Source organism: Colwellia sp. BRX8-7 (genome assembly GCF_014077275.1).
In the GTDB taxonomy this organism is placed as follows: domain Bacteria; phylum Pseudomonadota; class Gammaproteobacteria; order Enterobacterales; family Alteromonadaceae; genus Colwellia_A.
On record NZ_JACGVP010000001.1, the window covers coordinates 279,831 to 303,209 of the forward strand.

A 23,379-nucleotide genomic window follows, 5' to 3' on the forward strand; every position below is an offset into this window, starting at 1 on the left:
CAAAGTAAGTTACTGATTTTAAAAACAATTAATAGGTGGCACTAATTGTGCTTTATAGTTAATAGCGTTTTCATGTTAATTCAATCAACAGCGGTTGTTTTAACGATAAAGTGAAAATTGACTCAAAACTTATTTCGTTAAAACTAATCGCACTGCAACGACGTAGTCATTATTAGTTTGGCATTGAAGCCCACAGTACTCGGATTGTATCCGAAGTACTGTGGGCTTTTTTTATTTGGAGAAAGGTATTTTGAAAACGACTTTAAAAAATGAATGTAAAAAATTATGCCGTACTGTTATTGCAGGACTATGTATTTCTGGCTCCCTACTGACTTCGTCTTTGCAAGCAGCAGAGCTAGGCTACCCAGAAAAAGAAGAACTTAAATTTGGTTTTATTAAATTAACCGATATGGCCCCTATCGCTATTGCTTATGAGAAAGGATTTTTTGAAGATGAAGGCTTATACGTCACGATTGAATCTCAAGCTAACTGGAAAGTATTACTTGATGGCGTTATAGATGGTCGATTAGACGGTGCTCACATGCTTGCTGGCCAACCCATTGCAGCAACGATTGGTTACGGGACTAAAGCTGAAATCATCACGCCTTTTTCAATGGACTTAAATGGCAATGCGATTACTGTTTCTAATGAAATTTGGAAGCAAATGAAGGTCAATATTCCTAAGCAAGCCGATGGAAGACCTGTTCATCCTATTAAAGCTGATGCCTTAAAGCCTGTTGTAGAAAAGTATCTTGATGAAGGCAAACCTTTCAACATGGGTATGGTGTTTCCAGTATCGACACATAACTACGAGTTACGCTATTGGTTAGCGGCTGGTGATATTCATCCTGGATTTTACGCTCCTCATAAAGGTGATACATCAGGAAAGATTGACGCACAAGTGCTGTTGTCAGTAACGCCTCCTCCACAAATGCCAGCCACAATGGAAGCCGGCACTATTTATGGTTATTGTGTAGGTGAACCTTGGAACCAACAAGCCGTATTTAAAGGCATTGGTGTGCCGGTCGTTACCGATTATGAAATTTGGAAGAACAACCCGGAAAAAGTATTTGGTATTACTAAAGCCTTTGCTGAAAAATACCCAAATACCACCATTCGTTTAACACGCGCATTGATTCGTGCCGCTAAATGGTTAGACGAAAACAATAATGCTAACCGTCCAGAAGCAGTGAAAATTTTATCTCAATCGAACTATGTTGGTGCTGATTACGACGTTATCGCAAACAGCATGACAGGGACTTTCGAGTACGAAAAAGGCGATGTGCGTTCAGTACCTGACTTCAACGTATTCTTTCGCTACAACGCCACTTATCCTTACTACTCTGATGCTATTTGGTATTTAACACAAATGCGTCGTTGGGGACAAATTAGCGATGACAAACCTGATAGTTGGTACAAAGATATTGCCGCACAAGTTTATCGTCCTGATATTTACATGGCTGCAGCGCAATCATTAGTTGATGACAAGTTATTGTCTAAAAGCGACTTTTCAGACTTAGTCGGTGAAGACGGTTTCCGTGCTCCTCAAAAACACTTTATTGACAACATTGTTTATGACGGTACTCAACCAAACGCCTATATAAACAAGTTTAAAATTGGCCTAAAAGCCGGTGACAAACTTTAGAACCTTGTCGTATTTTAGCCAGTACTTTACTGAGTAGTTATGCGCTGTCCATTAACTGGCAGCGCATAAAGGAGAGCAAAAATGACTGCTGTAATTAATAAAAAAACATTAGGTATTGTGCCAATGAGTAATAACAAAATAATCGGGTCCTTTATTTCAGAAAAGGCACAAGCGTTGATATTACCTATGGCCGGTATCTTCTGTTTTATGCTGCTATGGTCGTTTACGGCAAGTAGCATTGATACTTCGCTCGGAAAATTCCCTGGCCCCAGTGCAGTGGCTACTCAAGTAGTTAATTTAATTGATGAACATAATGCTGAACGCGCCAAAGAAGATGCTTTTTATATTCGCCAGGACGAACGAAATAAAGTGCGAATGGCAAAAGATCCAAGCTATCAAGCTAAAATACGAGTTTATACTGGTAAAGAAACATTTTTAGACCAAATATTCACCAGTTTAGTGACGGTAGTTAGTGGCTTTTTAGTGGCTGCTGTTGTTGCTATTCCCTTAGGTATTGCCATTGGTTTAAGTAAAAATTTAAATACGGCAATAAACCCTATTATACAAATTTTTAAACCCGTATCTCCTTTGGCTTGGCTACCGATAGTAACCATGGTAGTCAGTGCACTTTATGTATCTCCTGATCCTATGTTTGCTAAATCTTTTATCACCTCTTTAATCACAGTAACTTTATGTAGTCTTTGGCCTATGGTCATCAACACTTCTTTTGGTGTGGCTTCAATAAATCAAGACTGGGTGAATGTCAGTAAAGTATTAAGCCTGCCTAAACACGTACATATTCAAAAAATTGTTTTACCTGCTTCCATTCCTGCCATTTTTACTGGCATGAGAATGTCATTAGGTATTGCTTGGATGGTACTTATTGCGGCTGAAATGCTGGCACAAAATCCAGGGTTAGGAAAGTTCGTTTGGGATGAATTCCAAAACGGCAGTTCGCAATCTCTTAGTCGCATTATGACCGCAGTATTAACCATAGGCCTTATTGGCTACATGCTTGATAGAACCATGCTGCAACTGCAAAGAATATTGTCTTGGGACAAATCAAGCGCACAACTTTAGCCAATATAGGATTAAGGAAATCACATGAGCATTATTTTAGACATCAGCAAAGTAGATATGGTATTTCCAACCCCTAAAGGCGATTTTACCGCGTTAAAGGGTGTTGATTTACAAATAAAAAAAGGTGAATTCATTTCACTTATAGGTCATTCAGGTTGTGGTAAATCAACCGTATTGAATATTGTTGCCTGTTTGCACAGAGCAACATTAGGTGGCGTATTATTAAATAACAAAGAAGTAACAGAACCCGGCCCTGAACGTGCTGTTGTTTTTCAAAACCATTCATTATTGCCTTGGTTAACCGCCTATCAAAATATTGAGTTAGCGGTAAAACAAGTCTTCAAAAATAAAATGTCTTCAAGCGAAATGAAAGAATGGATCGAACATAACTTACGTTTAGTTCATATGGATCATGCAAAAGACAAGCGTCCTGATGAAATTTCAGGCGGTATGAAACAACGTATTGGTATTGCCAGAGCTTTAGCAATGAAACCAGAAGTACTTTTGATGGATGAACCTTTTGGTGCGCTCGACGCTTTAACGCGAGCTCATATGCAAGACTCATTAATGGAAATTCAGCAAAAGCTTAACAACACCGTCATCATGATCACCCATGACGTAGATGAAGCTGTTTTATTATCAGATCGCATTGTCATGATGACCAACGGGCCAGCCGCGACAATAGGCGAAATATTAGACGTCAACTTACCTCATCCAAGAAACCGTTTAGCGCTAGCAGAAGATGTTGAATATAACCGTTTACGCTCAGCTGTTTTAACTTTTTTGTATGAAAAACAAAGAAAGGTTGAAGTTATTCCCACAGCTAAATCGGCTAAATCAACTGAAAAAGCTCAAGTAAAACAAAAGACGTCCAGTGTTGCTTAATACATTTCGCTAAATTGAAAAATTATAAAAATAATTTAAAAAAACTTTAAGGGATAAACCATGAAAAACGTTCATACATTCTCAAAAATTACGGCAGTGGTTTTGTTAGCAAGTGCCAGTGCTTCAGCAACCGCAAATAGCGAGACTAAAGCTAAAGCCAGTATAGATTTAAACTTGCGATATGAAAAAGTTGATCAAGACAATACCAAAAAAGATGCCTCAGCGTTAACGCTAAGAACTCGTCTAAATTACACCAGTGCTAGCTACAATAATTTTACCGCAGTTGTTGAATTTGAAGACTCACGCCAAGTAGCGGGTATTAACAGGTATAACGATGCCGTGGGCAATAATACTGAATATTCTGTTATTGCCGATCCAGAAACGACTGAATTAGACCAAGCTTATGTGCAATACAAAAAAGATGGGATCACCGCTAAAGTCGGTCGCCAAGTACTGACCTTAGATAATCATCGTTATGTTGGGCATGTAGGATGGCGTCAAGATAGACAAACATTTGATGCCGCGACCATAACTTATGACGCATTAGACAATGTAAAAATGAGCTATAGCTACATTAATAAACGTAATCGTATTTTTTCCAATGAAAAAGATTTTAATGCAAAAGACCATTTACTTAACCTCGCCTACAAAACGAGTTATGGCAAACTAACCGTTTACAGCTATCTCTTAGAAGTTGATGAAGGAACCGCTAATAGCTTAGATACTTTCGGGGTGAGTTTTAACGGTAAAAAAGACAAGTTTTCATATTCAGCCGAATTTGCTACTCAAGATTCAGAAAGCGGCGCAACTGACTACTCTGCAAGCTATATGGCCATAGAAGGTGGCTATAGCTTTGATGCGCTAACCCTTAAATTAGGTGCAGAAGTTCTGGGCAGTGATGATTCAATGGTTGGGTTTTCAACACCACTGGCGACACTGCATAAATTTAATGGTTGGGCAGATCAGTTTTTAGGCACACCAAAAGAAGGCTTGGTTGATCTTTATGCCTCGGTGTCAGGTAAAGCATTCGGCGGCGGTTGGACAGTGACAATTCATGATTATTCTGCTGATGAATCAACCGATACGGTTGATGATTTAGGTAGCGAAATTAATGCCGTTTACGCGAAAAAATTCGCTAAGAATTATAAGGCAGGCTTAAAGTATGCGGCTTACTCAGCAGGCGATTCTACTGCAGGTAAAGTTGATACAGATAAAATTTGGCTTTGGGTAAGTGCAAGTTTTTAGCTATCCAAACACACTTATAATGATAACGCTCTACAGGTTTGTTAAGCGTTATCACAAATTGTAAACCCATATCAATATTGCAGCAGGTAAATAAAATTAGCTCAAGTAACCAACAAATCATAGAGAAACAAAAAGTTGTCGTGGTCGGTAACGGCATGGTGGGTCACCATTTTGTTGAGCAATTGGCTCAAATGAACTCAGCTGCTCAAGCCATTGAGATAACCGTTTTGTCAGCAGAGCCTCGCCTTGCTTATGACCGTGTTCACCTTTCAACATACTTTAGCGGTAAAACAGCGGCAGATCTGGCCATGGCTGACGAAAAAACTTACCAAGATTGGACGGTAAATTTTAAAACTAATGCCAAAGTTGTTGATATCGATCGCAGTAATAAGCATGTTGTGACGCAAAACGGCCAAGTTATCGCTTATGACAAACTCATCTTAGCCACTGGCTCTTATCCTTTTGTACCGCCTATTCCAGGAAAAGACCGCGAGCATTGTTTGGTTTATCGCACCATAGATGACTTAGATAAGATTCAGGCCAGCGCAAAGGTCAGTAAAGTAGGGGTAGTTATCGGCGGTGGTTTACTCGGCCTTGAAGCTGCAAATGCGCTAAGCCACTTAGGCTTAAAAACCCATGTCGTTGAATTTGCATCACAATTAATGGGGGTACAAATTGATGCTGGTGGCGGTCGATTATTAAAAGAAAAAATTGAAGCTTTAGGTGTTGAGGTGCATACATCAAAAGCTACCAGCGTAATTGAAGACGGCGAAATCTGTCGTTATAAACTGTGTTTTAGTGATAATACCGAGCTAGAAACTGACCTTATTTTATTTTCCGCAGGTATTCGCCCTTATGACAATCTAGCTAAATCATTCGCGCTTGAAATGGGTGAACGAGGCGGTATTGTGATTAATGACCACTGCCAAACCTCAGATAAAAATATCTATGCGATTGGCGAATGTGCGCTTTGGAACAACTTCATTTTTGGTTTAGTGGCGCCGGGTTACCAGATGGCTAAAGTGGCGGCAAAACATATTATGGGTGAACAAACCTTGTTTACCGGTGCCGATATGAGTACCAAATTGAAACTCATGGGTGTTGAAGTAGGCTCAATAGGTGACGCTCACGCAAAAACAACCGGGGCAATAACCTATACCTATCAAAATCAACCGGCTGGCGTTTACAAGAAAATTGTTATCTCTAGTGACAAAAGCAAAATGCTTGGCGCAGTATTAATTGGTGATACCCGTGAATACGACACGTTATTGCAATATATGCTTAATGCCATAGATTTACCTGAATCACCCGAAACGCTGATATTGCCTTCATCAGGTGAAAAGCCAACATTAGACGTTGGTGCACTACCTGATAGCGCAATTATTTGTTCATGTCACCAGGTCACAAAAAGCAATATTATCAGCTCAATCGATCAAGGAGCTTATACCCTAGATGATATTAAAATTTGTACTAAAGCCAGTAGCGGATGTGGCGGTTGTAGCGCTTTATTGAAAAATCTGGCTGAGGCAGAATTTGCAAGCCGTGCTGTGAAAGTTAAACAAGATATTTGTCTAAATGTCATCGAATAAAATTCGAACATAAATAAATAAACAAAACATCCCATATAAAGCGGGCTGTATATCATTCTCTGTTTTAAAGGTAAATTTTATGAGTTGTTCTCAATCATCACATACTGTTCAATCAACTTGTGCATACTGTGGTGTAGGTTGTGGTATTGATATTACGGTTAACAATGGCAAGGCCAGTGCATTAGTCGGCACCATAGAGCACCCAGCCAACTTTGGACAACTGTGTGTTAAAGGTACCAATTTATTAGCCACCACAGATTTAACCAACCGCTTACTTGAGCCACAAATAAATAATAAAACGGTTGATTGGTCAACAGCGACAAATCATGTTGCCGATAAATTTACACAAATTATTAAAGAGCATGGCGCTGATGCCGTGGCTTTTTATGTCTCAGGACAGCTACTGACTGAAGATTATTATCTGGCGAATAAATTAATGAAAGGCTATATAGGTTCAGCCAATATAGATACCAATTCACGCCTTTGCATGTCTTCAGCGGTTGCCGCTTATAAGCGCAGTTTCGGTGAGGACGTTGTACCATGTACCTATGACGATTTAGACAGTACAGAGCTTTTATTAATTACCGGCTCTAATGCCGCTTGGACCCATCCGGTATTATTTCAACGTATTGAACGTGCTAAAAAACGTAATCCAGCGATGAAAATTGTGGTTATTGACCCGCGTAAAACCGCAACCTGTCAAATAGCTGATTATTTTTTACCAATAAAGCCTGGCACTGACGCCGCCTTTTTTAACGGTCTATTAAATTATTTAAGCACTAACAATGGCTTAAATAATGACTATATCGAGCAACATACCCAAGGTTTCGAACAAGCTTTATTAGCAGCAAAAAAATGGTCACTCGCTGAAGTATCAGCCTATTGCGATCTTGACCAACAAACCCTTGCCAGTGTCTATCAATTATTTGCCGACACTGAAAAAGTACTCAGCTTTTATTCAATGGGCATCAACCAGTCAAACTCAGGCACTGATAAGTGTCAAAGCATTATTAATTGTCATTTAGCCACCGGAAAAATAGCTAAAGACGGTTGTGGGCCTTTTTCTATCACAGGTCAACCCAACGCTATGGGCGGTAGAGAAGTGGGAGGTTTGTCTAATCAATTAGCCGCTCATATGGATATTGAAAACCCTGAACACCGCTCAACAGTGCAACGTTTTTGGCAATCCCCCACTATCGCTGTTAAAGCAGGTTATAAGGCGGTTGATCTGTTTGACGCTATCGATGAAGGTAAAATAAAAGCGGTCTGGATAATGGCAACTAACCCGATGGTAAGCTTGCCCAACGTTAAAAAAATAGCCCAAGCATTAAATAAATGTGAATATGTTGTGGTCTCAGACTGTGCTGAAAACAATGATACGTTAGACTTTGCTGATGTAAAACTACCGGCAACGCCATGGCTAGAAAAAAACGGTACCGTTACCAACTCAGAGCGCCGAATTTCGCGCCAAACTAATGCTATAGCTCCGAGCGGACAAGCAAAGCACGACTGGCAAATTATTGCGGACGTTGCCACGGCCATGGGTTTTTCAGGCTTTAACTATTCACACGTTAGTGAGGTATTTAGAGAGTTCGCTCAACTGTCAGGTTTTGAAAACAATGGCAAACGAGTCTTTGATATCTCTGCATTTTCAGCCATTACTCCAAAACAGTATAACCGTTTAAAGCCTCTACAATGGCCAGTTAATGATACCTATCCTGAAGGTAAAAAACGTGTTTATGAAGAGGGTAAGTTTTCTACCCCTTCTGGTAAAGCTGTCTTTTTTCCTATTACGCCACGCCAGCCAACTCAAAAATTATCCGCTAAATTTCCCTTTAGGCTAAACAGTGGTCGATTAAGAGATCAATGGCATACGATGTCTCGAACCGGCAAATCCCCTCAGCTCACCGCTCATACCGATAAATGTTACCTTTATATTAATCCTGATGACGCGGCGCGATTAAGCATAGTAGATGATGAGATAGTCAATATTGCATCAAACACTGGGCAAGCAAAAGTGCATGCAAAGTTAGATAAAAACCAGCGTTCTAATGAATGTTTTATGCCTATTCATTGGAATAAGCAATTTGCGTCTAGCGCAAATGTTAACAACTTATATGAGAGCATTACCGACCCGTTTTCTGGTCAACCTGAAATGAAGCATGGCGCGATCGCATTAAGCAAAACAGATTTTGTCCAGTTTGGTCAACTTCATCTTAGCGAAGAATTTATCGTGCAATGCCAAATGAGTAATGACTTTTGGAATAAAGCACGCACCCATTATGGCCTTAGTTATCAATTTGCTAATATTGAACTTGAAAGTGACCTTTTAAATTGGTGTCAAACAAGCAGCCATATATCTGGTGAGTGGCACCAATTTAGCCAAGCAGGCACCTCTTATATTATTTGCTTACAAGCCAATAAATTAGTTTTCTTGTGTTATGTGTCAACAACACAGCCCCGTATTGAAAGCGCATGGCTTAATTATGCTTTTGGTCAGTCATCTCTAAGCGAAGCTAATATTAAATCTTTACTCGCAGGGACTTCAAGTGAAGAGTTCTCCAAAGGTAAACAAATTTGCAGCTGTTTTAATATTGGTGAAAAAGACATTGTAGGCGCAATTAAAGGCGGCTGTAGTTCTGTTGAACAATTAGGAGAGGGGTTAAAATGTGGCACAAACTGTGGTTCATGTAAATCAGAATTAGCTGCATTACTTAGTGAACATCACATCGATAAAGCCACATTAATTAACAGCACTTGGGGAGAATAATGGATAGCGCTTGTCAGTAAATGTAAAGCTTGTGAGCACTATCAGATTATAATATGACATTTTAGCTATTATTAGATAAAATGTCGGCAGACTTAAATAAACTGGCGATGGTCAGTTGTGCCTAAATATGAAATATAATGCCAATTCAAACACCTGTTAAACGCCCGAATACCTTTTTAGAACTCCTATATAATATTGCTATTCCATCGATTATTTTAATGAAACTTTCGACAGATGAGTATTTAGGCACTGTACCGGCCTTAATTTTTGCCTTATTGTTTCCACTCGGTTATGGCTTGTATGATTTCATTAAAAACAAGTCGATGAATTTTATTTCCTTATTAGGATTTTTCAGTACCTTGTTAACGGGTGGCATAGGTTTATTTGAACTGGACGTTGAATGGCTCGCTATCAAAGAAGCTGCCATTCCATCTGTTATCGGCATAGTTGTGCTGATATCTGGTTTTTGGGGAAAACCCTTAATTGCTAAAATATTATTAAATCCACTGTTATTTAATTTAGATTTAATCTATCAAACGCTAGCAAGCAAAAACAAAACTGATCAGTTTAAAGCAAGAATTCAGTGGGCAAATCATCTTTTAGCTTCAACCTTTGTTTTTTCTGCCACGATGAATTACCTATTAGCTAAATGGATTGTTATTAGCCCCGCTGGCACAGTAGAGTTTAATGAGCAACTTGGCGAAATGACACTGTTAAGTTATCCCGTGATTGCCGTACCTTCAATGGTGATGCTAATTGCAATTATGTTCTATGTGGTAAAAAGCACCATGAAATTAACAGATTTAACGTTAGAAAAAATATTAAACGGTGAGAAATAACCCCTAATTACCGATTAACTACCAATTAATTATAGACGGATGTAAGTGGCTAACCCTCGACCTACTCCGTCTATTTTCAATAAAGTCAATTTTTGTATTGCTCAGTTAATAATCCTGTACTATTTTTCTTTAGTCATTAACCATTCAGACAATAACCTCACCCCAAAGCCTGTACCGCCGGTGGGTACTTCATCTTTTGCTTTACTGCTAAGCGCATTACCGGCAATATCAAGATGAGCCCATCGAACATCGCCAACAAAGTGCTGGAGAAAACTAGCTGCTGTGGTTGCACCTGGCCCACCTGAACCGGTATTCTTTAAATCAGCAATGTCCGTTTCAAGCATATCTTTATACCCTAGCGGTAATCGCCATAAATTTTCATTCACTTGTTTACCTGCAAAGGTTAATTCGGTAACTAACGCTTCGTCATCTGAGAATAAACCAGCATAACGATCACCTAATGCTCTAACTTTTGAGCCCGTTAAAGTGGCTAAATCTATCATGATTTCTGGCTTGTAGTATTGACGCGCATACCAGAGTGCATCAGATAAAACCAAGCGCCCTTCTGCATCTGTATTAACCACCTCAACCGTTAGCCCTTCTGCTGTTTTAACGACATCACCAGGTGCTATAGAAAATTGAGAGACCATATTAGCTGCCATCCCCATGACAGCAACAACATTCACTTTAGCTTTATTTAAAGCAAGTCCCTTAATAGTCCCTAACGCTGCAGCTGCACCGGCCATATCCGACTTCATTCGGGCAATAGATGCGCCGGTTTTAATACTATAGCCACCAGAGTCAAAGGTAATACCTTTTCCCACTAAAGCGATCGGTGCTTCATCGTTGCCTTGATAATGGGCAACAACTAAACGTGACCCTTCTTTACTACCACGGCCAACAGCCTCAAGTGCTCCCATACCTAATTTTTTAATCTGTTTAGGCGTTAACACTTTTATTTCAACACCGAGTTTTTTTAACTCTTTTGCCGCATTAGCAAAAGCAACAGGTGTCATCTCTGTCGGTACTTCACTGGTTAAATCTCGCGCTAAAAAGACACCTTGCTCGATATTAGCTAATGGGGCATACGCTGCTTGAGCTTGCTTGCCATTTTCAACATCAAACATAAACGTTTTTTCACTACGCTTTTCATTGTGGTACTGCTCAAAACGATGAGCACGTAAACTTACACCATGTGCCAATAAAGATGCGGCAGTATTGCTAGACACTAAATCATCAGTTGATACTTTAATAACCTGAGTTAATTTAGTGTCTAACTTAGCCAATAAGTTACCGCCCAAAGCGGTCAACTTATCTTTACTCAGTTGTGCTTGTGGGCCTGTTCCAACAATTAACACACGCTCATAATGTAAACCATAAGGTGCAACAATTTGTAAAAAGCTACCGTACTCACTGCTGAAATCTTCTGCTTTCACAGCTCTACTTAAGTGACCTTGACTTTCCTTATCGAATGCAGAGAAATCACTATTTTTCCCCTCTTTTGTGTGAAAGATAACTAAGGTATCTGCAACCGTTGAAACAGAATCTGCAAAAGTTATTGTTTCTGCCAATACCGTCGTGCTAGCAAGCATAGCGCCTAAAACAACTGAGATGGTGGTACGTTTTAACAACATAAAAACCTCTATTTAATGGATAATAAGAATAATATTAAGATATACGACAATAAAGTCATATTAGTTCAATGACTATTCCAAGGAAAATATTCATATAAAATAGGATTTTATAGCGATCAATTAAAGATTAATATGATTGATTTTTATCTGGTATTTAATAAAAAACATTATCAATGTATGTCATTTTTAAAATGATGTTAATTACCTATATTTAGGACGGCATAACCGTTTATACTTTCTTGCTATTAATATTTGATTTGGATTTAACATGATTGATTTTCGCTCTGACACCGTAACAAGACCCTCCTTGAAAATGCGTAATGCAATGTCACAGGCAGAGGTTGGTGATGATGTTTATGGTGACGACCCAACCGTAAACGAATTAGAGCAATGGTCTGCCAAACGTCATGGCTTTGATGCTGCACTCTTTTGTAGCTCAGGGACACAAGCAAATCTACTCGCCTTAATGGCACACTGTCAGCGAGGCGACGAGTATTTGTGTGGCCAACAAGCCCACAACTACAAATTTGAAGGTGGTGGCGCGGCAGTATTAGGTTCAATTCAACCGCAACCGATAGAAAATGAGAAAGATGGCACCCTTTGCTTAACTAAGCTTGCCCAAGCGATTAAACCCGATGATTCGCATTTTGCTCACACAAAACTGGTTAGCATTGAAAATACCATAAATGGTAAAGTACTGCCGTTACACTATTTAGCAGAACTGCGCGAGTTTGTTAATAAGCATCAATTAAGCTTGCATTTAGATGGCGCGCGCGTATACAACGCTGCGACCGCATTAGACGTAGATATCACTGAAATAGCCCAATATTTTGATAGCATGTCGATTTGTTTATCTAAAGGCTTAGGCGCACCAATTGGCTCATTATTGCTAGGTTCAACGCAAATCATCAAGCAGGCAAGAAGATGGCGAAAAGTGCTGGGTGGCGGAATGCGTCAAGCCGGTATTCTCTGTGCAGCAGCTAAAATAGCGTTAACCGAAAATGTTGAAAAACTTAAAGTTGACCACGAAAATGCTTATTACTTGGCAGAGCAACTTAATAAAATAAGCGGGTTTACTGTTAATGTAGAGCAAGTCACCACTAATATGGTCTTTGTAAAAGTCGACAGTTCTATCGATATTAATGCGATGGCTAACGCGCTAAAAACAAAAAAAATTCTAATATCCCCCAGCGAAAACATGCGTTTGGTAACTCACTTAGATATTAGTAAAGCAGATATTAATAGCTTTATTACAGCGGTAAAAAATCACTTAACGAGCTTAGCTTAAATTTTTAACTAAAAAGTAAATATTGTGCTATTCGTAATAGATTATTTTGATTAATTATCTATACTCGATATATCAAATAAATTATATGCGAAAAATCAAATGGATAAGTCTCGTAGAAGCGTGATTAAGAAAATAGCCTTAGGCGGCGCGGCAACCATAGCCATTGCCAAAGCGCCCTATGTATTTGCGCGCAATAAGGTGACCTTACGCATTTTGGGTACGCATGTAACATTACAAGAAGAATTACGACAAAAAGCGATGGAAGACCTAGGGATAAATTTGATATTTGAGCCTAAAGGTAGCGCTGCAGTTTTACAAAAAGCGTCAATGTTTCCTCAGTCATTTGATCTCTATGAGCAATGGTCAAACAGTATTAATGTGCTTTGGCGCTCTGGTGCTATTCAATCGATAGACAAAAGAAGAATAACCCATTGGGATGAAATTAATAACCTAAGTAAAACAGGAAAAATAACGCAGTCGGCGAAACTCGGCGACGGCGATGCACCTTATAAAATATTACACGTACAAAAAAACAATCAATTAGGCGAAAACCATACCAACGATTTAAGTTTCTTACCCTATGTGCATAATGTTGACTCTTTTGGCTACAACACTGACTTTATTAAAAAAGGCATACCTTACGAGACTGAAAGTTGGGGCTGGTTATTAGATGAAAAATACAGTGGCCGTGTCGGTATTATCAATGCGCCGACCATAGGTCTTTTTGACTTAGCTCTCGCCGCACAAGCTAAGAATCTAATGTCATTTAATAATATTGGCGCCATGACCAAGCCAGAATTAGACAAACTTTTTGGTATATTAATAGGCTTGAAACAAGCAGGTCACTTCAGTGGTTTATGGACTTCGGTGCCTGAGTCGATTCAATTTATGAAATCGGGTCGTGTGGTGATAGAAAGCATGTTTTCTCCTGCTGTAGCATCACTAAACGGGATGAATGTACCGGTAACTTACGCAGCACCTAAAGAGGGTTATCGCGGTTGGCACGGAGTCATGTGTTTATCTAAGGCGACAACTGGCAAGGTAAAAGACGCAGCCTATGATTATATGAATTGGTGGCTGTCTGGTTGGCCAGGTGCTTACATTGCCAGACAAGGCTATTATATTTCAAACCCTGAGCGTACTGCTCGCTACCTTTCTCCGCAAGAGTGGGATTACTGGTATGACGGAAAACCCGCCGCGATCGACTTAAAAGGTACTGATAATAAAGTATCTGTTTATAAAGGAAATATTCGTCGCGGGGGCAGTTATGAAAAACGATTTAGCAATGTTGCTGTTTGGAATACTGTTATGCCAACCTATGACTATAGCCTGCAAAAGTGGTATGAATTTATTAATGCTTAAACAATCAAATTTTTATGCCAATATAATAAGCATTCAAACTCAAGGGTGCCAGTAATGTTTCGAAGTTTAAAAACACAATTGATGCTTTCGCTCGCCCTCATTATTTTACTTTTTATCGGCCAGGAGACTGTTTCGTATCAGAACCAAAAACGATTAGTAACGGGCTTAGCCTCTAATCAAGAAATAGTTGATGGAGTCGTTCAGGTTAAAGCATTAGAGAAAGATGTTTTAGATTTACAGCGCAATGTGCTTATTTATAAAGAAAACCAAGCATCTTCAGTGTTACAGCGATTAAATGACATGATGAGTTCGGTAACAGGGAAATTAGCTATAACCTCACTCTTTATCGAAAAAAATAACATTGGCACCGATCAGCAAGTCGCGATAGAGAGTATGCGTGATCACTTAAAAGCTTATCGAGAAAACTTTGATTCGGTTGTCTTACTCATCGATAAAAAAAGTGAATTATTTAATAAAACCATAGTAACTCACCTAAGCCATCTAAATACCATCACCGATGAGGTCTCTAATAGTATTCATCTTAACCAATCTATTCAAACGACTCATGTAACAACCAAGAGACTTGCAGATCTGACTTCGGCCCTACAACTTTCGGCTTATCAATATTTTATACGACCTAATACTGAGAATATTACCAACTTTCAGTCTATTTTTAGCCAAGTAGAAAGTACCGCAGCGCCACTCAATATCGATGGTTTTACTTCAGCATTAGCCGCTTTATCTAGTGACTTTAATTTGTTGACGCAAGTAACCCGAAATTATAATTACTTAGTCAATGTGGTTATGTCTGGCTCTGCTAACGAATTTTTATATTTAGCAAAAAATTTAAGTGAAGTTGCTTTAACCCATCTTGATTCAAGTAACGCTCAGCTGAACACCCTAGTTGAAGAGTCTGTTATTCGTGGCAATATTATGTTTATTCTTGGTATTTTCCTGACCAGTCTTATTACTGTCTATATTTTGAAAAGGCTTATATTTCCAATAGAAAAAGTAACTCAAGTATTTAATGCACTTGCTGAAAATAAAATAATTAATGAAAAGCTTGAACTTAACGTTAATCGCAAAGATGAGATAGGTCATCTAATGAAATCGGCGACTATATTTAAATTAAAAAACAAACAAACCAATGATTTATTACTTCAGTCACAACAATTAAATCAACAGCTGGTTCTATCACAAAAAAGGGCTGAACAGGCAACTAAAGCAAAAAGCATGTTTTTAGCAAATATGAGTCACGAAATTAGAACACCAATGAATGGTGTGGTGGGTATGCTGAGTTTATTATCTAACACGCCACTAAACGATGAACAAAAAGAATATATTAATCTGGTAAATTCGAGCTCTGAATCATTGTTGACCTTAATTAATAGTATTTTAGACTACTCTAAAATTGAATCAGGAAAACTAGCAATAGAAAGTATTCATTTTAATGTCACTGATATTATTAACGAAGTCGTCATAATAATGAATGCACTTGCTGAAAAAAAATCATTAGTACTTAACATTCGATCGATGTCACTTTCACAAAAGACCGTTATTGGCGATCCTACAAGACTTAAACAAATACTGATTAATCTGCTAAGTAATGCCATTAAGTTTACCGAACAAGGCACTATTGACCTTGAAGTTGAACTGACAGAAATAAATAAAGAACAACTTAACTTCTCGTGTAAAGTCAGTGACACAGGTATAGGCCTTTCAGAAGAACAGCAGCAGAATATTTTCACTCCATTTTCTCAAGCTGATAATTCAACCACTCGAAAATATGGCGGTACAGGTTTAGGTTTAACGATTGTAAAACAGTTATGTGAACTTATGTCCGGAGATATAGATATAAAAAGCACCTTAAATAAAGGTAGCTGCTTTTCCTTTTATTTAGTTTATCAAAAACCAGAAAATGATATTACTGACAGTACTGAGCCAGACATCGCAATTAACCCGGTTAACTTATCCTTTAACAAAATACTTTTGGTGGAAGACAACAGAATAAATCAAATTGTTGCCACTAAAATTCTAACCAAATTAACGTTAAGCGCCGACATAGCCGTAAATGGTATTCACGCGCTAGAAAAACTAAACTCGTCTAGTTACGATTTAATTTTGATGGACTGTCAGATGCCTGAAATGGATGGCTATCAAACAACTAAAGCTATTCGAGCCGGAGAGGCAGGGAAAGCGCACCAAGATATTCCGATTATCGCTATGACTGCCAATGCGATGAAAGGAGATAAAGAAAGGTGTTTAAGTGCCGGTATGAACGACTACCTGGCTAAACCCATTGATATCAATAAACTCCAGCAAAAACTTAGGTTTTGGATGAATAAAAATAATAAAACATCATAAAAATAGGGCTTTTAGTATTAATGATGCGATAAAAATCATCAATACTAAAAGTTAAATCGGCGTGTGACTAAGACGACAAGGCCTGAAGCAAAATACTCCATGTTGACGGTTCAGGTACGCCGTGGGTATTGGCTTAGTACCGGCAAAGGATATTTCAATACGGTTAATATCACTAAGGCCATTAAAACCAATAAATTGTGAAAAATAATTTTTCTATTATTTTTACACCACTTATTCCTCCTTAAATTTCCATTGCATTATGAATCTTTTTGCAAATTGCACAGATGAATAATCTTGTGCCCATGATCGATGATTATTGATATTTTATAAACTCAAGAAAAAGCTAAAGTGCATGATTAGCTCATTAATTGTTGAGTACTTATTTAAGGTCAAAGCGTTAAATAAGTCTCTTTAAGGCAACATCTCAGATTTATTTTGTGCATAATAGCGCCTCTGCACTTTTAACATCGAGCCGTTATATGAAAAACAACATAGTTGACTTACAAGGTAAGCTAAACGCATTACTGCTTTCTTACCGTGATAGCTTTGTCGAGGGTGCTGTAGCCGATTATATTCCTGCTCTTGCTAGTGTAAAAGCCGACTTTGCCGGCATCGCTGTCGCGACCATTGACGGAAAAACAGTTGGCGCCGGTGATTATCAGCACGCATTTTCTATTCAAAGTATTTCAAAAATATTTGGTTTAGTGATGGCGATGAATCGCCTAGGTGATTCTTTGTGGCAACGCGTAAGAATGGAGCCTTCAGGTCAACCTTTCAATTCTATTATTCAGTTGGAGTGGGAAAAAGGTATCCCCAGAAATCCGGTAATAAATGCGGGTGCTTTATTAGTGGCTGACGTATTAACCAGTCATTACTCAGCAAGTAAGTTGGCTTTTTTAGGCTTTGTTAGGAAGCTAGCAAACAATGAAGACATTCGCGTTGACCTTGAAGTTTATCAATCTGAATTCACCCATGGTAATCGTAATGCTGCCCTAGCCTACTTAATGAAAAGCTTTGGTAATATTGAAGCCGAAATTCCAGATGTACTCAGCCATTATTTTACTCAGTGTTCAATTAGCATGAGTTGCGAGCAGCTCGCGCAAAGTTTACTATTTTTAGCCAACAAAGGTGTCGACCCATTAACGAAACGGGTTATTTGTAGTCCAAAAGATGCACATCGCGTTAATGCAATATTATCAACCAGTGGTATGTATGATCAATCTGGTGAGTTCGCTTTTTCTGTCGGTTTACCAGCTAAAAGTGGTGTGGGTGGTGGTTTAATTGCTATCGTGCCAAATTATGGCGTGATCTGTACATGGAGCCCACCGTTAAACAGTTTTGGTAATTCTGTTGTTGGTATGAAGTTAGTAGAAGGTATTGCAGAAGAATTAGGCTTGTCTATTTACCATTAATCGCTGGCATTAGCTATTTGTGTATTAAATACCTAGGTTAACTAAAAGCAGCACGTTTCTAGTTAAAAACGGCTGCTCAAAGTCACTTATTGTGCAAGTATATAATTATTGTTGAAAACGATAAACTGCACCTAAAGATAAGATTTGTGAAAGTTCATCTAATGCCGTGCGTGACTCAATAATTAATTGTGGGTCTCGTAAATCATCTATGACTAATTTGTCGCGATAATGACGATTAACCCAAGTCACTAATCGGTTATATAATGCTGGTGTTAGCAAGCAGTCAGGATTAACCCCAAGTAACTCTTGCTCGGTGAGCGCAACTCTTAGGCGTAAACATGCCGGACCACCACCATTTTTCATACTTTCATTGACATCAAAAAACTCAACATGATTTATTGGGTTATCACCAGCAATTAATGTTTGTAGGTAATGATTAACCTGACTATTTTCCCGACAATGCATCGGGGCAATAATAGCCATAGAATTATCAGCTAATGTGACAATTTGAGTATTAAATAAATACGTATTAACCGCTGCTTCAATCGACACTTGCTCGGTTGAAACTTCAAGAAAGTGCAGTTTATCGCCGTTATACTTTCGAGTGACTTCGGCTTTGAATTTTGCCGTATTTAAATATGCTTGCTCATGGTAAAGAAAAACATTCTGGTTACCGACGGCAATCACGTCATTATGAAAAACACCTTGATCGATAATATCGGGGTTTTGTTGAACAAAAACAGCTTTATCTTCAGAAAGGCCATGTAATCTTGCGATCGCCTGACTCGCCTCCAACGTTTGACGAGCAGGAAACTTAACGGGTGCTGGTTTATTTCGATTAAAAGCATAACGACCATAAGTAAAGATCTCTATACCAGCATCTCCATAACCTTCACATAATCGCGTATGGTTAGCAGCCCCTTCATCACCAAAGTGTTCATTATCGTTAAGGTGCTGATGATGCTGAAAATACTTATCATCGTTGAACATAGCTTTAAGGATTTTACTGGTCGTTTCAGGTTCGAGTGAACGATGAAACTTATTCGCTAAATTAGCTGAGGTAAAATGGACCTTTTTATCAACCGTATCCGCTGATGGTGAAACGGTTGCTGCATTGGCTGTCCACATCGTTGATGCAGAACAACAAGCGGCGAGTAGTGTTGGCGAAGCTTTATAAGCTGCTGACAATATTTGCGCATCGCTGCCGTGAAAGCCCAATCTTTTAAGCGTATAGAGGTCAGGACGTTCTTGAGGAGCAAATACGCCTTGCTTTAACCCCATATCATGCAATGCTTTCATTTTCTTTAAACCTTGCAAGGCTGCTTCTTTAGGGTTTGAGCTGTTATTAGTATTTGATAATGAGGCAACATTCCCCTCAGAAAGACCCGCATAATTATGGGTTGGGCCCACTAAACCATCAAAATTCACTTCGAAACTTTTCATTATTACCTCGACCTTTAAATCATTTTTTTAATTTTTTTAACACCATAGTAAAATACGTACCAATCAAAATATTGATCATCAATATATAAAAACTTTATATTAACGTTTAATTTATCAGTAGTCATAGCGTCATTAACTGAACATAACCTGCAACAATCTATAATGTAAATAAAGCGCGTAAGTTATAAATACCATAAGGGCTATAAGCCCGAAAACACTTATTAATTGTATAAAAATTGATAGATGAAAAAAGTTAACCTATCAGATGAATTTATCTCGTTTGCTCTGACTGACGAATCTATTTACGATGCATTTGTATTTTGAATCTTCCCCGATTCTTTAATAGTACTGCTTATATTGTTAAATTGTTTCATTTTAAGGACATCATTTGATGTCCTTTTTTTTTAGCTTTTTTTTAGCTAGGCGATTAAATAAGCTGACTTTTATAAAATGGATCTTACTTACTGTGCCTAGCGAATAAATTTCTAACGAATGAGCATTATTGATCTCAATTATACTGAATACTGACACTTGCTAATAATTTTACAACGCCCTTGATTACACTATGTTGATTGGTAAAAAATACCTTTTTAATAGCATGATTTATTCCCATTTAATTTTATAGGTGAAAAATATTGATCCATCGAATGAATTTATCTCGTTTGCTGTGCCTAATAAATAAATTTACGATGCAGTTGTTTGTTGAGTCGCTCTAATAATAATTTATAGATTCTTTAAAAACACCTGTTTGTATTGCTAAACTGCTACATTTAAGGACATCATTGATGTCCTTTTTTTCTGCTTATAATTCTATAAGCAGATTGTTCTTATAGTGCAAATGAACCAATATGGTGCAAACCAAAAAAAACGGCCACCTTATAAAATCAGTATTAATAATAATATCAACTAGTTACACTTCGGTATAACTATTGCTATTACTATTTGTCTTCATCAATTTATTTTACTCACATGCCTATTCAAACACCCATCCGTGGTTTACGGTCATTCTGCGTGGCTTCAAAATGTTTAAGCTTCAAACATGCTGCCGCACAATTGTTTTTAACACCTTCAGCGGTTAGCCATCAAATAAAACAGCTAGAGGAACAATTAGGTTTTGACCTCTTTAAAAGAGGAACACGTTCAATAGAGCTAACCAGTTCAGGGAAACAGTTTTATCAATCTATTCAACCGATAATTCATCAGCTTGAATCAACAATTTCGGAGTTCACTCATAATCAACAAAATAAAACTATTGTCATTAGTTTGCCTGAGTTTTTTGCCAGTGAGTTATTTATTCCCCAGTTAAGTACATGGTCTGAAAAAAATCCAGAAATAAACTTACAATTAGAAACGATAAAATCAGGCAGTGAACCCTCACAAATTGCTGATTTATCGATAGTATTGGCGAATGGCAAGCCAAATGCGAGTATTGTTCATGAATTATTCCCTGTGCGTTATACCCCAGCTTGTAATAAAAAACTTTATAAAAAACTTAAAAGCATGGGGACTTCGGCATTAAGAAATACCCCACTGATTTTACACCGCTCTCGTCCTTGGTCATGGCATCAATGGGCCGACAACGTCAATATTAATGATTTTGATCCAAAACAAATTATACAGTTTGACAGTATGTTTGGCGTTGCACGAGCGGCTCAACAAGGAATGGGCATAGCATTAGTGCCTCTTCCGATCAGTAAAACATGGTTTACTGAACAGTTATTAGTAAAACTCTTCGATGAAGAACTCAATACCAATGACAAATACTATTTGATCCAACATGAAAATATGGAAAATAAAACTGAGCTAACTTTATTTGCTGACTGGGTTAAAGAAACCTTCGCCAATAATAACGAATAACGATGCCAATGATAGATGAAATTTATTCACTCAATACGTCGATTTTAATCGTTTGTCTCGAGAAATGAAAATTTCTATAGTAGACCTGCATCAACCGGATGCGCTTTTAAATAGAGAGAAAAAAAATGAAAACTACATTAGCTTTATTAACCCCATTATTGATAACTTTACTAGTAAGTAACCCTGTATCAGCTTTTGAAAGTGACACCGCATTAAAAGTTGCGGTAGTTAAAGATGCCAGAGGTACTCAAGATATTGTTAAAGGCAATTTTAATAAAAGCATTAAGAAACTCACCAAACGCCATCAAGATGAAAGTTCGTATAACAGCCATATGAGTTTATGTGTTGCCTATTTGCAAGCTGATAATGCAGAACAGTCAGAGTTAGCATGTACCGCAGCAATCGACAGTATTGAAGCCATGAACTTAAATAACACCATTGGACTTTACCTTAAGTCATTAAGTTACAGTAATCGTGGTATTTCAAGGTACAAAAACAATGATATTAGCGGTGCCCTAGCTGATTTAAACCAAGCGATATTAATTGATGAAAACACAATTACGTTAGGTAACTTAAAAATTATCAAGCAAAAAGCATATCGATTGGCATCACTTTCAGAAACCTCACCACTGATTGCAGATTAATCAATAACTTAACACTAGATTTCAGGAGATATATCATGATCAAACGCATGCTAAATAGTATTTCATCTTTTACCAGTTTACTCATTAACATCAAGCACTTATCTGTGAGTCAGTGGGATATTGAAGAAACAGAGAATAGCCAAAATTTTAACGAAATTCGACAACCAAGGTAAATGAATGGCTTATTTAATAAACGGTAGCAGCGCAAGCAAAAATCGCTAAATATTTCAGGATATCAATGGCGTTGCTACTTTCTCACCCAGCTTATTCATAATATAAACACCTGTAGGTTAACCCTATTCAACTTGCTACTCCCCCCTAAATAATATTTATCATCAAAGTAGAGTTTAATGAATTATATAAGTGTAATAGATAGATATCATGAATATCACAATGCTATTCATGAACTTATGGCGTCAATCGTCGCAGGAGCCTTTGATGAAAACTTTTTTAAAGACGAAACCCTGCTACAAACTTCAATGCTCTGGCTAACTAAACATTACCCTTTTATTGAGTTGATGTTCACTTTAGATAGCGATGGCGTTCAAAGTAGTAAAAATATTTCTAAGAAGAATAATATAAATAAAAGTATTGCCGAAGGCCTTGGGATAGACCGCTCTTATCGCCCCTATTATATAAAGGCAGATAAAAATAATACCATCATTGTTACTGAGCCTTATTTATCAACCTCTAGCCATAATCTATGTATTTCTACATCAATGAAATATGCTAATAAAAATGGTGATGTTATTGGTGTATTGGTGATTGATATTAACTTAGCTCAAGCCATTGAATTTTTAATGGGGGATGTAAAAAGAAAAAAATTCCATCCTTTTTTCGTCAGTGTCTATTCATGTATTGTCGTTGGACTATTCTTTATTGTCGGTATTCTTTTATATTCTGCCGGTAGCGAAATAGTTAATTTATTACTCTCACCAACCCCTGAAGATCTACAAATAAAACCTTTTGGTATTATTATTTTTCTGACCTTAGCACTGGCCATTTTCGACTTAGGCAAAACAACGATAGAAGAAGAAGTGTTAATGCAAAAAGATATATTACGCCATAGTTCAACAAGACGAACAATAACTCGATTTATTGCCACTATCTTAATTGCCGTTTCAATAGAAGCTTTATTGCTAATGTTTAAGTCAGTACTTGGCTCCCCTGAATATTTAGTTAATGCTGTTGCTATGATGGCTACTTCAGTTGGCCTACTTGTTGGTTTAGGCCTATATGTTTACCTTGGCGCAAAAGCAGAAACACTACTAAAAAAATAACACTTTCCAATGAAGATAATAAAAAAAGATTACCTTAGTGTC

At 37.8% G+C, this 23,379-nt stretch carries 16 protein-coding genes and 1 pseudogene; 15 read left to right on the forward strand and 2 right to left on the reverse strand.

Annotated elements, in window-relative coordinates; translation table 11 throughout:
- Positions 1–298: 298 nt before the first annotated feature.
- The 7 genes and pseudogenes from H4J57_RS01200 (at position 299) to H4J57_RS01230 (ending at position 10,053) form a co-directional block, all read left to right on the forward strand.
- Positions 299–1,645, forward strand: coding sequence for a CmpA/NrtA family ABC transporter substrate-binding protein (locus tag H4J57_RS01200; RefSeq protein WP_182213585.1), 1,347 nt, complete (start codon positions 299–301; stop codon positions 1,643–1,645).
- 123 nt (positions 1,646–1,768) lie between these two features.
- Positions 1,769–2,725 carry an ABC transporter permease gene (locus H4J57_RS01205; protein ID WP_259366324.1) on the forward strand — a complete coding sequence of 319 codons (957 nt, stop codon included), beginning with the start codon at positions 1,769–1,771 and terminating at the stop codon, positions 2,723–2,725.
- 24 nt (positions 2,726–2,749) lie between these two features.
- Positions 2,750–3,610: an ABC transporter ATP-binding protein gene (locus H4J57_RS01210; RefSeq protein WP_182213408.1), complete on the forward strand. Its 861-nt coding sequence runs from the start codon at positions 2,750–2,752 to the stop codon at positions 3,608–3,610.
- A gap of 60 nt (positions 3,611–3,670) precedes the next feature.
- Positions 3,671–4,855 carry an alginate export family protein gene (locus H4J57_RS01215; protein WP_182241716.1) on the forward strand — a complete coding sequence of 395 codons (1,185 nt, stop codon included), beginning with the start codon at positions 3,671–3,673 and terminating at the stop codon, positions 4,853–4,855.
- 116 nt (positions 4,856–4,971) lie between these two features.
- Positions 4,972–6,426: pseudogene (gene nirB, locus H4J57_RS01220) on the forward strand (nitrite reductase large subunit NirB); the annotation flags it as partial.
- A 97-nt stretch (positions 6,427–6,523) separates the two neighbouring features.
- Positions 6,524–9,214: a nitrate reductase gene (locus H4J57_RS01225; RefSeq protein WP_182241717.1), complete on the forward strand. Its 2,691-nt coding sequence runs from the start codon at positions 6,524–6,526 to the stop codon at positions 9,212–9,214.
- Positions 9,215–9,351: 137 nt separating this feature from the next.
- Positions 9,352–10,053, forward strand: coding sequence for a VC0807 family protein (locus H4J57_RS01230; protein ID WP_182213403.1), 702 nt, complete (start codon positions 9,352–9,354; stop codon positions 10,051–10,053).
- Positions 10,054–10,172: 119 nt separating this feature from the next.
- Here the strand turns inward: H4J57_RS01230 and H4J57_RS01235 are convergent, their stop codons facing one another.
- Positions 10,173–11,687, reverse strand: coding sequence for a leucyl aminopeptidase (locus H4J57_RS01235; RefSeq protein WP_409049402.1), 1,515 nt, complete (start codon positions 11,685–11,687; stop codon positions 10,173–10,175).
- 268 nt (positions 11,688–11,955) lie between these two features.
- On the opposite strand from H4J57_RS01235, the gene ltaE reads away from it, so the two are divergent.
- From ltaE to glsB, 4 genes are all read left to right on the forward strand, one after another.
- Entirely contained in the window at positions 11,956–12,975 is a 1,020-nt protein-coding gene (ltaE, locus tag H4J57_RS01240) for a low-specificity L-threonine aldolase (protein ID WP_182241718.1), read from the forward strand.
- Between the two features lie 99 nt (positions 12,976–13,074).
- A complete protein-coding gene (locus tag H4J57_RS01245) occupies positions 13,075–14,337 on the forward strand; it encodes a PotD/PotF family extracellular solute-binding protein (RefSeq protein ID WP_182213400.1) in 1,263 nt (420 codons plus the stop codon).
- A gap of 54 nt (positions 14,338–14,391) precedes the next feature.
- A complete protein-coding gene (locus tag H4J57_RS01250; RefSeq protein WP_182241719.1) occupies positions 14,392–16,701 on the forward strand; it encodes an ATP-binding protein in 2,310 nt (769 codons plus the stop codon).
- Positions 16,702–17,180: 479 nt separating this feature from the next.
- Entirely contained in the window at positions 17,181–18,113 is a 933-nt protein-coding gene (gene glsB / locus H4J57_RS01255; RefSeq protein ID WP_083277928.1) for a glutaminase B, read from the forward strand.
- A 105-nt stretch (positions 18,114–18,218) separates the two neighbouring features.
- On the opposite strand, the gene astB is transcribed toward glsB, so the two are convergent.
- The gene (astB, locus tag H4J57_RS01260; protein ID WP_182241720.1) at positions 18,219–19,556 is read right to left on the reverse strand and encodes an N-succinylarginine dihydrolase; all 1,338 of its coding nucleotides are present in this window, start codon (positions 19,554–19,556) and stop codon (positions 18,219–18,221) included.
- A 975-nt stretch (positions 19,557–20,531) separates the two neighbouring features.
- Here astB and H4J57_RS01265 point away from each other — a divergent pair.
- The 4 genes from H4J57_RS01265 to H4J57_RS01280 all read left to right on the forward strand — a co-directional run bounded on the left by H4J57_RS01265 (position 20,532) and on the right by H4J57_RS01280 (position 23,337).
- On the forward strand, positions 20,532–21,413 hold the full coding sequence (locus H4J57_RS01265; protein ID WP_231907471.1) for a LysR family transcriptional regulator: 882 nt from the start codon (positions 20,532–20,534) through the stop codon (positions 21,411–21,413).
- 125 nt (positions 21,414–21,538) lie between these two features.
- Positions 21,539–22,057 carry a hypothetical protein gene (locus H4J57_RS01270; RefSeq protein WP_070374721.1) on the forward strand — a complete coding sequence of 173 codons (519 nt, stop codon included), beginning with the start codon at positions 21,539–21,541 and terminating at the stop codon, positions 22,055–22,057.
- 35 nt (positions 22,058–22,092) lie between these two features.
- Positions 22,093–22,230 (forward strand): hypothetical protein, encoded by a 138-nt coding sequence (locus tag H4J57_RS01275; RefSeq protein WP_157470871.1) that lies wholly within the window; start codon positions 22,093–22,095, stop codon positions 22,228–22,230.
- Positions 22,231–22,407: 177 nt separating this feature from the next.
- Positions 22,408–23,337 carry a PDC sensor domain-containing protein gene (locus tag H4J57_RS01280; protein WP_182213396.1) on the forward strand — a complete coding sequence of 310 codons (930 nt, stop codon included), beginning with the start codon at positions 22,408–22,410 and terminating at the stop codon, positions 23,335–23,337.
- The last annotated feature ends 42 nt before the right edge of the window (positions 23,338–23,379 follow it).

What these genes read in the sequence shown, in the direction of transcription:
- H4J57_RS01205 (WP_259366324.1), top strand. Translation starts at nt 1,769, where the DNA reads ATGAGTAATAACAAAATAATCGGGTCCTTTATTTCAGAAAAGGCACAA.
- H4J57_RS01210 (WP_182213408.1), top strand. Translation starts at nt 2,750, where the DNA reads ATGAGCATTATTTTAGACATCAGCAAAGTAGATATGGTATTTCCAACC.
- H4J57_RS01215 (WP_182241716.1), top strand. Translation starts at nt 3,671, where the DNA reads ATGAAAAACGTTCATACATTCTCAAAAATTACGGCAGTGGTTTTGTTA.
- H4J57_RS01225 (WP_182241717.1), top strand. Translation starts at nt 6,524, where the DNA reads ATGAGTTGTTCTCAATCATCACATACTGTTCAATCAACTTGTGCATAC.
- H4J57_RS01230 (WP_182213403.1), top strand. Translation starts at nt 9,352, where the DNA reads ATGCCAATTCAAACACCTGTTAAACGCCCGAATACCTTTTTAGAACTC.
- H4J57_RS01235 (WP_409049402.1), bottom strand. Translation starts at nt 11,687, where the DNA reads ATGTTGTTAAAACGTACCACCATCTCAGTTGTTTTAGGCGCTATGCTT.
- ltaE (WP_182241718.1), top strand. Translation starts at nt 11,956, where the DNA reads ATGATTGATTTTCGCTCTGACACCGTAACAAGACCCTCCTTGAAAATG.
- H4J57_RS01245 (WP_182213400.1), top strand. Translation starts at nt 13,075, where the DNA reads ATGGATAAGTCTCGTAGAAGCGTGATTAAGAAAATAGCCTTAGGCGGC.
- H4J57_RS01250 (WP_182241719.1), top strand. Translation starts at nt 14,392, where the DNA reads ATGTTTCGAAGTTTAAAAACACAATTGATGCTTTCGCTCGCCCTCATT.
- glsB (WP_083277928.1), top strand. Translation starts at nt 17,181, where the DNA reads ATGAAAAACAACATAGTTGACTTACAAGGTAAGCTAAACGCATTACTG.
- astB (WP_182241720.1), bottom strand. Translation starts at nt 19,556, where the DNA reads ATGAAAAGTTTCGAAGTGAATTTTGATGGTTTAGTGGGCCCAACCCAT.
- H4J57_RS01270 (WP_070374721.1), top strand. Translation starts at nt 21,539, where the DNA reads ATGAAAACTACATTAGCTTTATTAACCCCATTATTGATAACTTTACTA.
- H4J57_RS01275 (WP_157470871.1), top strand. Translation starts at nt 22,093, where the DNA reads ATGATCAAACGCATGCTAAATAGTATTTCATCTTTTACCAGTTTACTC.
- H4J57_RS01280 (WP_182213396.1), top strand. Translation starts at nt 22,408, where the DNA reads ATGAATTATATAAGTGTAATAGATAGATATCATGAATATCACAATGCT.